Source organism: Alkalibacterium kapii, assembly GCF_007988865.1.
GTDB classification, from domain to species: domain Bacteria; phylum Bacillota; class Bacilli; order Lactobacillales; family Carnobacteriaceae_A; genus Alkalibacterium; species Alkalibacterium kapii.
Window position 1 is genome coordinate 190,910 of the sequence record NZ_BJUY01000001.1, and the last position, 14,003, is coordinate 204,912.

The window sequence follows — 14,003 nt, forward strand, 5'->3', positions numbered from 1 at the left end:
AGATTTATCCTCGTTTATTTTCTGAGATGCTTTCTCGCTCAATATGCTCTGTCGACATGATAACGGTTTTGGTACTTATACGATTTGATTTGATCCGTTCGTGTAGCAGATTTATCCCACCGATACCCATCTCCTCAGTGTATACTTTTACTGTAGTCAGTGCTGGGGAAACATATTTTGCAGGAGAAGTATCATTGAATCCGATAATACTTATTTCTTCTGGCACCTTGATGTCTTTTTCGTACAATGCTTTAAGACATCCAATGGCGATAGCATCATTGGCAGCAATGAAGGCAGTTGGACGCTGCTTTTCTTCCAGCGCATCAAGAGCCCTCAGCATATTTTCTTTGCCATCCTCTACGCTGAATTCCCCAACGAAAAAATAAGTTTCTTTATATAGTTTTTTACTTTCAAGATATTCTCTTACATATTTTTCTCTGGGATCTTCCCACTGTCCTGATCCATCACTGTAAGATTCTCTGCCTCCAATGAAACCAATCTTTTTGTGACCTTTTTCAAGGAAATGATCAATTGTTTGCTGCATAGCTTTTTTGAAATCTACGACTACGCAGTCGATCGCTTTTTTTGGTAAATAATCCACGAAACATAGGGGAACGTGATGGCTTTGCAGACGTTCTACTTGTTCTGAACTGAATTTACCAATTGCCAGAATACCAGCTAAATCTGGTTCTTTTATGAATTCACTTTCTTTGTAAACACGATAAAAAGAGTATCCCAAAGTTTTCGCACGCTGTTCTGCACCCAAGCGAATGGACATATAATAGATATCCTGAAGTTCCTCTGCCTGTGAGTACCAGTTTACTATCGCCAGCATCCCTTTCGTCTTAGAGGCTGGTTTTTTTTTTGACTGATACTCTAAGGCTTCAGCTACTTCAAAAATCCTTTTCTTTGTTTCTGCTCCAACAGCAAGGGATGGATCATGATTCAATACCCGGGAAACGGTTGATGTCGAGACCCCGGCTTTGTCTGCTATGTCTTTTAACGTTACCATAACTACTCTCCTCATTTACCATTCACACAAAAACGTACCCATCAGTTATTCTCTAATGCCAAAGTGGTAAATTGTTTGTGAATGAAAAGTTTCTCCAGGCCTTACTATGATATTACCAAAGTCCCTGTTATTGATGGCATCTGGCAGGGTCTGAGTCTCTAAAGTAATCCCTGCATAGGGTTTTACTGATTCACCTGCAATCGTAAAATCATCCACTGCACCATTATGTGTGAAAATCACTACACAATTACGATCAGTATAAAAAGTTAATTCCCGCCCGCTACTCGGATCATAAAGTGTCCCTTTTACATCTTTGCTCTGATCCAATATAAACGGATGATCAAGACCATTCAATGATTTGATCTGATCATCTTCAGATAGAACAGCTTGTTCCAGCGGCTTTTCTTTCCTAAAATCGAAAGGCGTTCCTTCTACACTGATTTTATCTCCGCTCGGTAATTTTTCTTCATCCAGCGGAACATACGTAGCACTCGAAAGCTCCAGCTGATGTTTTAAAATCGACGTTTTAATGTCTCCTGTAAGATTGAAGTAAACATGATTCGTTGGATTAAAGAGAGTTGGTTCATCGGTCACTGCTTTATAGTCAATGACCCAGTCATTACTTTCCGTCAATGTATAAGTCACAGTGATCTGCATCGTGCCTGGAAAACCGCCCGCCACGGCTTGACTTTCGCATGTAAACATGAGTTTCCCCCGCTTTTCATCAGTCTCAATCTGCCATAGTTCTCTATCCAATCCTTTTGAGCCACCATGGATAAAATTCCCATTTTCATTCGTCTCTACCTGATAAGTTTTACCGTCCAGCGTGAACTTTCCTCTAGATAGGCGTCCAGCTACTCTGCCGACAGTTGCTCCGTAAAAAGGACGATGATTCAAGATATCTATAAGATTGTCGACTGTCAGTACAATATTTTCTTTTTTTCCTTCTTTGTCAGGCACACAAAGTTTAGTAATAGTAGCACCAAACGGAATAGCACTCAATGATACATTGTTTTCATTAGTCAATGTGTATTCATAAACGGCAGTATTTTTATATCGACCAAAAAATTGTTTAGTCAGCTTCACAGTTATCCCCGCTCTTTCATTTTCTATTCGTCATTATCTTGTCAGTTCTTTGATAAAACGCTGAAATGCCGCTTGACCTTCCTTGTCACGTTTAAAGACGCCTGCATCCTGCAGCACTTGTAAAAAGACATCTCCAACAGCTTCGTCTACAACTTCAGTAACGTTCTGGGCTGTGATATCGTTTTGCTGTTTCAGTTCATCCGCCCATTCTTTATGAATGGCATCTACCGAGTCATTTATACCGACAAGATACTCTTTGACGGTTTGAAGTTCGTCTTTAAGACGCGGAGGAAGTATAGCGAGACCCATGACCTCGATCAAACCGATATTCTCCTTTTTGATATGCTGCACTGGAGGATGCGGATGGAAAATACCGTCTGGATACTCTTTGGATGTTCGGTTGTTTCGTAAAACAAGATCCAATTCATATTTTTCTCCATCGCGACGAGCAATAGGTGTGACTGCATTGTGTGGTGTTCCGTTTATTTCTGAAAGAATACCCACTGTTTCATCTGAGTACCCTTGCCATTTTTGCATGATAATATCTGCTGTTTCCACAACGGCTGTTTTATCTCCCCCGGATAAACGAATGACTGACATCGGCCATTTAATAACTGCGGCTTTTACATCCGGTTGACTGTCGATCGTAAATGAATAGTCTGCTTCAGCTTTCTCTAGTGGAAACGTATGCCGTCCTCCCTGGTAATGATCATGTGACAGGATCGATCCTCCTACTATTGGCAAACCTGCATTGGATCCGACAAAATAGTGTGGAAAAGTAGTTAATATATCAAAAAGATTTCGTATAGCCTGTACCCCTACATCCATTTTTCTATGGTCAGAAGACAAAAAGATACTGTGTTCATTGTAGTAGGCATAAGGCGAATATTGAAATCCCCACTTTTCGCCATTTACATCGATTCTTATAATACGATGATTGGCTCTTCCAGGATGGGTCAAGTGCCCTTCATACCCTTCATTTTCCATACACAACTTACACTCGGGATAATCGGTTTGAGTGTTTTTGGCTAATGCGATCTCTTTTGGGTCTTTTTCCGGTTTTGATAAGTTGATCGTTATTTCAAGATCGCCATATTCAGTCGGATGAGTATACTCAATGTTTTTTGCTATTTCTCTTGTTTTGATATAGTTATTCTCCTGGCTCAACTTAAAGAAAAAATCCGTTGCAGCTTTGGGTTCTTTATTGTATTCCTGCCAAAACAACTGGTTTATTTTTGAAGGCAGCGGGGTAACGATATCCATGATTTTTGCTTCAAAGACATCTCGACTTGATGGTAAATTTTCTATTATTTCTGTTTCAACGGCATGTTCCACTAGGGCATCGAGCATCTCTAGTTTATGGTGATTATTTTTGGAAGGTAAAAGCTGCAAAATCTCTTTCTTTTCAAAAAGATCAAGTAATCTGTTCGTCAGATAAATACGATCTAACGCATCAACTTCCCCCGTCTTAATATAATAATCCAAAAAATCTGTCATGATCTGATCGATAGACCCTTTTTTATAATTTTTATTCATAAGTCACCCATTCCCTGGCTCCATCTGCTGTTTCTGCAATATAAAATTCAGCATCATGGCCCATTTCATTTTTAAAGTTGTCTTTCATAGTATCTATAAACGTATTGACCTGGTCATTTTCTATAATTGCAATGCAGCAGCCTCCAAAACCGCCTCCGGTCATTCGGGCACCGACCACACCTTTTTGTTTCCAGGCAGTTCTTGAAAGAAAGTCTGTCTCTTTTACCGTTACTTCGTAATCTTCGTCCAAAGACTTATGCGAAGTATTCATATATCTCCCAAATTGGTCCAGATCTCCTGCTTTCAAGGCTTCTGCTGCCTGTTCGGTCCGTTCGTTCTCGTAAACAGCGTGGCGCGCCCGTTTCAACAGGTCATTATCTTTAATGACATAGTTGTATTTTTCAAAAGTTTCGACCGATAAGTCTCCAAGTGTCTGTACATCGACAATTGTTTGCAATTGCTCCAATGCTAGTGCACATTGTTGTCGGCGCAAATTATATTCTGAATCAACGAGCTCTCGGCGAGTCATTGAATTCATTATCACTATTTTATGATCGGGCAAATCAACCGGAATCTGTTCATATCTGAGTGTGTTGGTATCCAGCAGCATTGCATGATCTTTTTTTGCCATACCAACAGCAAACTGATCCATAATACCAGAATTGAGTCCTAAAAACTCATTTTCAGTACGCATCCCAAGTTTGACTAATTCTAGTTGGGAAATTTTTAAACCAAATAATTCTTTTACCATAATGCCTGTCAAAAGTTCCAGTGAAGCAGATGATGACAAGGAAGCCCCATTTGGAATAGTGCCATAGATATAAACATCAAAACCATTTGGCAGCGATCCTGCTTTTTCTTCAATATAGTTTAACATGCCTTTGAGGTAGTTAGCCCAATTGTCAGATTTTTTGAAAGATAATTCTTTTGTATTAAATACAATTTTCCCTATATCGGGAAAATTTCCAGATACAGCATGGATTTCATTGTCCTCTCTCATGCTAATCACACCATATGTCCCCATCGTTATTGCACAGGGGAAGACTTTCCCGCCATTATAATCTGTATGTTCACCTATTAAATTTATCCTTCCAGGAGAAAAGAATATTCGATCAGCTTCATAATCGAACTGTCTTTTGAATTCCTGCCTTAACTGTTCAGGTTTCACCGTCTTCACGCTCCTCATATTTTCATTCTTATTGTATTTCTTTTAGTAAAAATACTCAAGTAAATTTACTAAATAATTAGATTGATTCAAGTTGATTCATTATTCACCTTATTGAAATGAACGTACATCTGAAATATGATTTCGTAGACTCATGATCTAGAATAGTCACTGTTTTTATATACATTATTCACAAATAATTAATCTCTTGCATCACTAAGTCATTTAAATATATGTTATAATCTAATTAGAAACAATACATTCAACTGAACGATTATTATGTAAAACAGTGGAGGTTTTAACTATGTATTTACCTTTTTTCTATGACCCAACATTTATATTGATTATTATTGGTCTGATTATTTCAGGTGCCGCCAGCATGTACGTGCAGTCGACTTATTCAAAATACAGCGAAGTAAAAAGTAAACACGGCTACACCGCTGCTAATGTCTGCCGTCAGATTTTAGATGCTTCTCATCTGAAAAACGTGCGCTTGGAAGGTATCAGAGGCAACTTGACAGATCATTACAATTCAAGAGAGAATGTTCTGCGCTTGTCTGATTCCACACGGACGTCAACATCTGTTGCTGCAATAGGCGTTGCCGCTCATGAGGCTGGTCATGCTCTTCAGGACCGCGATGATTATGGTCCGCTAAGATTGCGTGCCGCTTTAGTTCCTGTCACTAACTTCGGTCAGACAGCAGCCTTCCCTATTCTTATATTAGGTATGTTTTTGGGCGAAGCTGGCGCTACGATGATCAATATTGGCATCATGCTTTTTTCTCTGACACTGCTTTTTCAACTGGTTACTTTACCGGTCGAATTTGACGCCTCTAAAAGAGCGATCCGTATTCTCGAAGAACAAAGCTTACTGACCAGAGAAGAAATACCTCAGGCTAAAAAAGTTCTGAATGCCGCAGCCCTGACATACATTGCTGCTGCGATTGCTTCTTTCTTGAGTGTTATGCGTCTCTTCCTGATTTTTGGAGGACGCAGCAACGACTAGCATGTAAACAGATAGATATATAAAGGGTGAAACGGGAATCTTTTTCTCGTTCCACTCTTTTTTGATAATTTTTAGAGTCAAGCAATCTTGACTCATTCATTCTTGTCACGTTCATAGTGCTATATTTTTGATATCGTCAGCGAAGCAGTTGTCCGAGAAAGAAGGGTTAGGTCAATTCATGTGCATTTATGATTGATTGAGTCCAGTAAAACTTTGATAACTTCTTAAATCATCCCAATCCAATAAGAGTGTCATCTTCGGCTCATTCAAACTGCTTGTCTGTTTGATATTTGAACCATTTAAAGGCTTATGCACTCTATTTTATTCTTTGTTGGTTTCTCATCTGACTGTTTAGTTGTTTTTCCTTCTGATGTCATATTTTTTTCAAAATCGATGATATCTAGTATACTGAAAGTACTTGTTTTATTTGAAAAGGAGGAAAATTATTTTGGATATATTACTGTGGTTTTTAGTTATTGCTTTTTTTATAATTAGCTTTTTAGGACTTGTTTTTCCTGTGCTTCCCTCTGTTTTTGCTGTATGGGGTGGCTTTTTGGTTTATCATTTCTTTATAAATGATGCAGCACTCACTGTGACCTTCTGGATTTCCATGCTCGTTTTGACAGTCATCCTGTTATTGGCTGATGTCTTTACTAATTCTATGGCAGTAAAACGATTCGGGGGCAGTAAATTGAGCGAACGTGTAGCGGCTGTTTCTGTTGTGATTGGCGTCTTTGTTTATCCACCCTTTGGTATTCTGGCTGTTCCTTTTATTGCAGTTGTTATCACAGAATACTGGCAGCACAAAGATTTGTCATCTTCACTGCGTGCCGCGACCGGAACACTCGTTGGTTTTTTAAGCGGAAAAGTTGCGGAAGGCATCATCCAATTCATCATGATCAGCTGGTTCTTCTTACTTGTCTGGTTTTAGTAAATAAACAAATAAAAAAGCTACAAACCCTATTAAAGGAGTTTGTAGCTTTTTTAAATCAACCGACGTTAGAACCTATTTCTTTTCTCACTACTTTTGCGATCCGTTCAACGTATTGATCGACTGCTTCTTGTGTAGGAGCTTCAGCCATGACACGCAGCAATGATTCTGTTCCGCTTGGACGAACAAGGACACGTCCATTGCCAGCCATTTCGTCTTCAACTTCTTTGATCACCCTGCTTATTTCAGGATGTGACATCACGTTATGCTTATCAGTCACCGGTATGTTTACCAGTTTTTGAGGATAAGAAGTAACTTCCTCTGCTAATTCGGATAATTTTTTCCCTGTTTCTTTCATGACATTAAGCAATTGTACACCAGTCAGTAACCCGTCACCTGTGGTATGATAATCAAGAAAAATCACATGGCCGGATTGTTCTCCGCCTAAGTTGTAACCATTTTTAACCATTTCTTCAACAACAAATCTGTCTCCAACTTTTGTTTTTACAGATTTCAAGTCGTGAGCTTCCAAGGCTTTATAGAACCCGATATTACTCATTACTGTTGAAACGATTGTATTCTTTTTCAAACGTCCTTCTTCATGCATGAACTTTCCACAAATATACATGATTTTATCACCGTCTACAATATTTCCTAATTCATCGACAGCTATCAAACGGTCACCGTCACCATCAAAGGCCAAGCCTACGTCAGAGCCTTTTTCTTTAACAAATTCAGCAAGATAGTCCGGATGGGTACTACCGACACCTTCGTTTATATTTAAACCGTTCGGCGTATTACCAGTGACTTCAAAATCAGCATCTAGATCAGCAAATAAACGATTCAGTAAAGGACTGGCTGCGCCATTTGCACCGTCTAAAGATACATGTATCCCGGATAAGTCACCGGAAATCGTCTGTGTCAGGAACTGAATATATTTTTGCAGTCCTTCTTTATACTCTTCTGAAGTACCTAAATCATCTGCGCTTGGACGCGGTAGATCATCTACGTCTTCATCGATCAGGTTTTCGATTTCAGCTTCCTGTTCATCAGAAAGTTTGAAACCATTCGATCCAAAGAACTTTATTCCATTATCCTGTACAGGATTATGTGAGGCAGAAATCATGATACCAGCAGTTGCGTCCTGTTGTCGCGTCAAGAAAGAGACACCAGGCGTAGTAATGACACCTAAGCGCAGTACTTCAACGCCAACAGATAAAAGGCCAGAGATCAAAGCATATTCCAGCATTCTACCAGAGATTCGCGTATCTTTACCGACCAGCACACGTGGGCTGTCAGTTTCAGCATGCTGCGATAAAACATATCCACCATAACGTCCCAGCTTGAAGGCTAATTCTGGTGTTAGTTCTTTATTCGCTACTCCTCGGACACCATCAGTTCCAAAATATTTTCCCATTATAAAAATCTCCTCACGTTAGTGTTATCAACTATTTTTTTATGATTCATTATCATTCACTGCATCGTCTGCATCGACTTTATTTACTCGAATCAAAACATCTAATGTTTCTGGCTCGATTTTATTAATACCCTCTGTTGCATTTAACGGTATCGTACGTATGGTAGATTCTGTCACTCCAGAAAGATCAACCTCTACACTATAGTTTTTCAACTCTTCTATAATATCAGATTCTCCGGTAATCGTCACGTTCTCCGGTTCACCCTGAGCATTTTCTAATGTGTATTCATAATCTTTATTTAGTGTGCCTGATTCTTCCAGTACGATCGGTACTGTTTTTTGTATGCCTTTAACTGGTATGGTCACATCAATTGTTTGAGGGGTGATATTCACATTTAAAGGATCCCCCATGTCATCAAGCACCAGTACATTCAGAGTCATTTCGATATCTTCAGTGATATTTCCCTCTTCAGGCATTACGACGACCATAACATCACTGATTTCTTCCATAGTAGATAACGCTCCTGACACAGTCACAGTTTCACTTGAGAGTATAGGACTTTCGGATGTGTAGCCTTCTTCCAGATGTGCATTTTCGTTGAATTCTACCCGCACTTCATAATCTTTTACTCGCTTTTCCTCGATTTCAAGTAAGACTTCCGAAGGCATGATACTGTACTCAAGCTGATTACTGAGGCCTTCTACTTCGAGAGCTATGGTATGTTGTCCAGGGCCTAACTCATCAAGATTTGGAGTCTTTATAGTGAAATTCTGGGTCGCGAGAGTCTGTGTTAAAATTGCCTGTGGCCCCTCCAGACGTATGGTTGCTGTTTCTGGTATACCTGAAACGAAATAAGTATCGCGGTTGACAATGATATCTATTGGCAAGTTGGTTACCACTTCTGAACTTGTTATACTCGCGCCGTCAGTGGGATCGGTTGACAGATTCCGCGACTCATTCTCAAACGCGACAAAAGAAAACAGGACTAGGGCAAAGAACAGGGCTATGAGTTTGGAAACCCAAGGATTTTCTACATTCATTTCCCCCACACTCCTTTTCTGACAGCTTCTATAAATTGCTGCAAAGGACCTTGTGTCTCTTTTTCTTTTTCCGTCTGCACAATTTCTTTGTTTAAATATTCGACGACTTCCTCCTGGGTCATATCATTGATGAGATTGCCCCTACGAGAAATACTGATATCGCCTGTCTCTTCTGATACGATCAGCGTGATGGCATCAGAAACCTCAGACAGGCCGATTGCTGCACGGTGACGCGTCCCTAATTTCTTGGGTATTGCAGGACTTTCTGAAAGTGGAAGATAGCTTGCAGCTGTGGCCACTTTGAAGTCTTTTATAATGACGGCACCATCGTGCAAGGGTGTATTTGGTATAAAAATATTAATCAGTAATTCTGATGACAAATCAGCATTGATTGGGATTCCTGTCTCTATATATTCCTCAAGACCGGATTCCATTTCGATAGAAATCAATGCACCGATCCGGCGTTTCCCCATATACTGAAGCGCATGGGAAAGGTGTTCCACAACTTGTTCACTGGGATTGGATTTCCTTTTTCTGCTGAAAACCGATCCTCTGCCTAAATGTTCTAATCCACGCCTCAATTCTGGTTGAAAGATAATAATAAGAGCTAAAGCTGACCATTGTATGACAAAATCGACAATAAACTCTGTTGTATTTAGTTGAAACAGGACACTTACCAGTTTTAATAGTAAGATGACACCAATTCCTTTTAGCAGTTCCACGGCACGTGTGCCTTTAACTATTTTCATAAGCTGATACATAAAAAAAGCAACAATTAAAATGTCTATAATATTGATCCCAGTTCGCCAGGACAATAAACGAGACCAGTCAAATGTTCTCAAAAATTCTATCGGCATTATGCCACCTCCACAATCTAAACATATACCTTGTCAGTATACCATATAAACAGGCCATATAAAGAAGTGAATTTTATAGTTTAAAATTAATTCACATACAACTATATCTACTTTTCAAGTATAATCAAAAAGACTGTGCAGCAAATGCCGCACAGTCTTTCTTATTACTGGGCTACTAGGATTCGAACCTAGGAATGACGGGATCAAAACCCGCTGCCTTACCGCTTGGCTATAGCCCAATAAATGGAGGGAGTAGGATTTGAACCTACGAACCCGAAGGAACGGATTTACAGTCCGCTGCGTTTGGCCACTTCGCTATCCCTCCGTATTATAGATAATGCCGGCTAAAGGAATTGAACCCTCGACCCACTGATTACGATTCAGTTGCTCTACCTACTGAGCTAAGCCGGCATTCTTACGCTTTTTATTAAAGCGCTATGACCCCTACGGGATTCGAACCCGTGTTACCGCCGTGAAAGGGCGGTGTCTTAACCGCTTGACCAAGGGGCCAAAATAACCTGTGCTCTTTAAGCACAAGTTATATTCTATAATGAAAAGAATAAATTGTCAATGATTTTTACCGAAAAGTTGTTTTAAAAACTATTTCGCATGAATATGATCGTATTTTTCAGGTTTCCGTTCAAATAAAGCTTCAACGTAAGGGCAAGAAGGTATAATTTTTTTATCCGCCTTTTCCATTTCTGAAACAACACGGTCGACTAATTTCTCTGCTATTCCTTGACCTCTCAATGATTGATCGACAAAGGTATGATTAACATCGACCTTATCATCCTTTGGTACATAGGTAATTTCTGCAACTAATTTATCGCCTTCCTTTTTATAAAAACGATTGTCACCTTTTACAAATTCCACTACACTCACTCCTTATGTCTTTATAAATAAGTGTACCATGAGAGTCGACAAAGTACATTAAATTTGTTTATTTACAGAGTTTCTCGTTTAGTTTAACGCATTTAACAGATCACTCTGGATGTGTAACTCAGAATTATAAAAGAAACATAATCAACTTCTCTATAGGTTTCTTTTATAGTTCTGTTGATTTATACCAACCAACTTCATTTACTGCGCTATCTCTGAGTCTTACCCCTACTTACCTTAAATGTGGGCATGCACGATTTTTCGAAGCGCTGGGACAACGTCTTCTTCGAACCAAGGGTTTTTATTTAACCAGCCGTGATTCAGTGGTGAAGGGTGCACTAGCGGTAGATAATCAGGTAAATATTCTTGATAATGTTTTACGGTTTCGGTCAACGTTTTTTTCCTTGTTTTTCCTAAATAATACTTTTGAGCATGACTGCCAACAAGAATGATCGTCTCAAGCTGGGGCATTTCTTCCAGTATCATAGGATGCCATATTTCCGCAAATCCTTTACGGGGAGGGATATCCCCTGTTTTTGCTTTTCCAGGATAATAAAAATCCATTGGCAGATGGGCAATCACTTGCGTCTCATAAAATGTTTCTCTTGAAATTCCCATCCATTTCCGTAAACGGTCACCGCTCGGATCATTCCAGAACATTTGCGTTTCTTCAGCTTTGCGTCCTGGAGCTTGCCCTATAATAGCTATCTTCGCCTCTTTAGACGCCTTGTACAAAGGCTCAATACCTCGATCGGTATAACTGGCATTCATGGGTTCCGCCATTATTTCTTTTTTTATTTCATTAAAAACTGTCATTTATACAATATATCCTTTCTATTTAAAAGTTCTGGTGTGAATACGACATTTTGATCTGTGTATATTTATTTACTTCACAGCTTATTCTTGGTAAACGCCACTCTTCTGCAAACAATGAGTCACTCAAGTAGCAGTGACTTTCGATAAACATAGTAAAAAAAGCAGTCTCAATTCATCTTTTTTAATGTCATAGTGATTCTTCACTGGAAAGTACAACCTTTTTAATTTTTCTAAACTTAATCACTCAACGGAAGCATTTTATATGCTGAGTAATGACACCATCAGTATCGATTAGATAGTATGTTTTTTATTGCCTATTCATTCACCAGTAGTGTGTAACATATGTTATTTCTTAAATTCACCCCGCTAGTATAATTTCATTATGATAAGTTTGACTTATATTTAGTGTAACATAAACAACATTATCTCTAAGAGGTGTGAAATTACAGGGCTGTGAAAAAATCAGCGCCGTATATTTAAAATGATTTTTAGTGTGTTAAATGAACTCAGGTTGAACCAAAATCAATTCATAGTTAAGGTTACTCTGGTTCTTTCATAGTCATTAAAAAAGGTTACATAAATGAAACCAGTTTACCAAAGACACTTTATAATTACAGGTAAAAACAGGTCCTTTGATTTAAATGACCATATTAAGTAAATAGGTTAAGATACAAAAAACATCTTCAATTATTATCAATATAAAAGAAGATGGCAGATAAGACGTGAACTGAAGATGTCATTAAAATAAATACACATAGCAGTCAGCTTTCTCTTTTACCCATTACAAAAATGAGTAAGTAAAATACCAAGAGCGAAACACCTAAAACAATCGCTACCCCTGCTTTTCCTTGTGGTGAGTCAAATAAAACAGAAAAACAATCTATCTAGTCAGGATCCCTAAAATCGCTGAAACGACTAAAACAGGTATGAAGGGCAGCCATATTTCTTTATCTTCTACTCTAACGAATATTAGCATGAGTCCGATGGCTATTAAAACAATCAATATAATTCCCAAATTTCCGATTAAATCAGTTGTTAGAGGTGTGGAAGTCAATAGTGTAATGAGAAAGCCAATAATCAAAGCGCCCACGCCTAATATACCTAATGTAGCTTTGCTACGCTTACCTTTGAATCGATATAATCCTGTACCTATAACCCAAACTATACCCATTGCCATAACAGACCAGTACAGTGCACTTACAATGAAATGACCAATATCCAGATTTATTTCTGGTGAAACTAGCGCGGGTAAAATACTTACTGCACTAAAAGCTCCTAATGCCATAAAGATTATCTTTATAGTATCGAAAATATTTACAGATAATTGACCTATAATTTCATCAGCAACTTTTTCAGGTTTTCTTCCGAAATATTCTTCAGCTGATATACCTTTTTCTTGTGATTCTAATATATCTTGTAAGATTTCTAATAACATTTCTTCACTTTGACGCTCGTCCTTAAATAAAGCTCTAGCTCTGATATAAACAAGTAAGTCAGCATAGTATCTTGCATTTTCTTTGTTTAATGACTTCTGTAAAACAGTATTCTTTTTTTATTAATTCCTTTTTTTCATTTTACTGATTCCCTCCTATCAAGTTATCAACACTACTTTTCAACTTAGACCACTGAAGGATGAATTGATTTTTCTCCTTTATACCTTCCTTTGTCAGTGAGTAATATTTTCTTTTTGGGCCTGCATCGGATTCCCTCATAATTCCCTTTATTAAATTCTTTTTTTCTAACGAAAGTAAAAGTGGGTATATAGTTCCTTTGGTAACATCAGTAAATCCAAACTTTGTTAATTCCTCACCTAATTTATAACCATACAACTCCTCTTGATCAAGCAGAAGTAAAATACTACCTGATAATATACCTTTCAGCATCTGAGAATTTATTTTATTTTTCACTCTCATTCTCCTCTAGTTTGCTTAACAAGTTAATTATACTAAACAGACAATATCTTGTAAAACATAATAGCGCTGAATTTTTACACACATTGCCCCTGCCACTATGGTTCGACATACAATACCCTTTTTTGCTTACGTATCGTGGTACAAAATTATTCGCCTATCTATAATTAAAAAAACTCGTTATCTATCATATTAGTTTTGATAGATAACGAGTTTTTACTTATTTTAATTTCTTAGTAAAGTTTATAGAAGTAAGCCACTTGCCGGATTTGAACCGGCGACCTCATCCTTACCATGGATGCGCTCTACCTACTGAGCTAAAGCGGCTGATTATACTCAAAAAAGTA

At 38.3% G+C, this 14,003-nt stretch carries 13 protein-coding genes and 5 tRNA genes; 2 read left to right on the plus strand and 16 right to left on the minus strand.

The annotated features are described in order from the left end of the window. Positions 1-4: 4 nt before the first annotated feature. The 4 genes from AKA01nite_RS00855 to AKA01nite_RS00870 are packed head-to-tail and all read right to left on the minus strand — an operon-like array spanning position 5 to position 4,802. Positions 5-1,012: a LacI family DNA-binding transcriptional regulator gene (locus tag AKA01nite_RS00855; RefSeq protein WP_146922844.1), complete on the minus strand. Its 1,008-nt coding sequence runs from the start codon at positions 1,010-1,012 to the stop codon at positions 5-7. Positions 1,013-1,057: 45 nt separating this feature from the next. After that, positions 1,058-2,098 (minus strand): aldose epimerase family protein, encoded by a 1,041-nt coding sequence (locus tag AKA01nite_RS00860; protein ID WP_246116953.1) that lies wholly within the window; start codon positions 2,096-2,098, stop codon positions 1,058-1,060. A gap of 33 nt (positions 2,099-2,131) precedes the next feature. Beyond that, on the minus strand, positions 2,132-3,634 hold the full coding sequence (gene galT / locus AKA01nite_RS00865; protein ID WP_146922846.1) for a UDP-glucose--hexose-1-phosphate uridylyltransferase: 1,503 nt from the start codon (positions 3,632-3,634) through the stop codon (positions 2,132-2,134). Then, a complete protein-coding gene (locus AKA01nite_RS00870; protein ID WP_146922848.1) occupies positions 3,627-4,802 on the minus strand; it encodes a galactokinase in 1,176 nt (391 codons plus the stop codon). Before AKA01nite_RS00870 ends, galT begins: the two co-directional genes overlap by 8 nt. A 301-nt stretch (positions 4,803-5,103) precedes the next feature. On the opposite strand from AKA01nite_RS00870, the gene AKA01nite_RS00875 reads away from it, so the two are divergent. Together AKA01nite_RS00875 and AKA01nite_RS00880 are read left to right on the plus strand one after the other, a co-directional pair. Next, positions 5,104-5,805 (plus strand): zinc metallopeptidase, encoded by a 702-nt coding sequence (locus tag AKA01nite_RS00875; protein ID WP_146922850.1) that lies wholly within the window; start codon positions 5,104-5,106, stop codon positions 5,803-5,805. Between the two features lie 448 nt (positions 5,806-6,253). Next, positions 6,254-6,736 (plus strand): DUF456 domain-containing protein, encoded by a 483-nt coding sequence (locus AKA01nite_RS00880; protein ID WP_146922852.1) that lies wholly within the window; start codon positions 6,254-6,256, stop codon positions 6,734-6,736. Positions 6,737-6,794: 58 nt separating this feature from the next. Here AKA01nite_RS00880 and glmM read toward each other — a convergent pair whose 3' ends face one another. The 12 genes from glmM to AKA01nite_RS00940 all read right to left on the minus strand — a co-directional run bounded on the left by glmM (position 6,795) and on the right by AKA01nite_RS00940 (position 13,983). Then, on the minus strand, positions 6,795-8,153 hold the full coding sequence (gene glmM, locus AKA01nite_RS00885; RefSeq protein WP_146922854.1) for a phosphoglucosamine mutase: 1,359 nt from the start codon (positions 8,151-8,153) through the stop codon (positions 6,795-6,797). 39 nt (positions 8,154-8,192) lie between these two features. Continuing rightward, positions 8,193-9,194, minus strand: coding sequence for a CdaR family protein (locus AKA01nite_RS00890; RefSeq protein WP_146922856.1), 1,002 nt, complete (start codon positions 9,192-9,194; stop codon positions 8,193-8,195). Beyond that, the gene (gene cdaA, locus AKA01nite_RS00895) at positions 9,191-10,051 is read right to left on the minus strand and encodes a diadenylate cyclase CdaA (protein WP_146922858.1); all 861 of its coding nucleotides are present in this window, start codon (positions 10,049-10,051) and stop codon (positions 9,191-9,193) included. Before cdaA ends, AKA01nite_RS00890 begins: the two co-directional genes overlap by 4 nt. A 167-nt stretch (positions 10,052-10,218) precedes the next feature. Continuing rightward, positions 10,219-10,290 (minus strand) — tRNA-Gln (locus tag AKA01nite_RS00900). A 5-nt stretch (positions 10,291-10,295) separates the two neighbouring features. Next, positions 10,296-10,376, minus strand: a tRNA-Tyr gene (locus AKA01nite_RS00905). Positions 10,377-10,389: 13 nt separating this feature from the next. Next, positions 10,390-10,462: transfer RNA gene (locus tag AKA01nite_RS00910), tRNA-Thr, on the minus strand. Between the two features lie 27 nt (positions 10,463-10,489). After that, positions 10,490-10,561 (minus strand) — tRNA-Glu (locus AKA01nite_RS00915). 90 nt (positions 10,562-10,651) lie between these two features. Then, complete coding sequence (locus tag AKA01nite_RS00920; RefSeq protein ID WP_146922860.1) at positions 10,652-10,924, minus strand: GNAT family N-acetyltransferase; 273 nt, start codon at positions 10,922-10,924, stop codon at positions 10,652-10,654. A gap of 243 nt (positions 10,925-11,167) precedes the next feature. Continuing rightward, on the minus strand, positions 11,168-11,746 hold the full coding sequence (locus tag AKA01nite_RS00925; protein WP_146922862.1) for a uracil-DNA glycosylase family protein: 579 nt from the start codon (positions 11,744-11,746) through the stop codon (positions 11,168-11,170). An 880-nt stretch (positions 11,747-12,626) separates the two neighbouring features. Beyond that, positions 12,627-13,181 carry a DUF1129 domain-containing protein gene (locus AKA01nite_RS00930; protein WP_186805043.1) on the minus strand — a complete coding sequence of 185 codons (555 nt, stop codon included), beginning with the start codon at positions 13,179-13,181 and terminating at the stop codon, positions 12,627-12,629. Between the two features lie 139 nt (positions 13,182-13,320). Further along, the gene (locus tag AKA01nite_RS00935) at positions 13,321-13,653 is read right to left on the minus strand and encodes a PadR family transcriptional regulator (RefSeq protein ID WP_186805044.1); all 333 of its coding nucleotides are present in this window, start codon (positions 13,651-13,653) and stop codon (positions 13,321-13,323) included. A 257-nt stretch (positions 13,654-13,910) separates the two neighbouring features. Continuing rightward, positions 13,911-13,983: transfer RNA gene (locus AKA01nite_RS00940), tRNA-Thr, on the minus strand. Between the last annotated feature and the right edge of the window lie 20 nt (positions 13,984-14,003).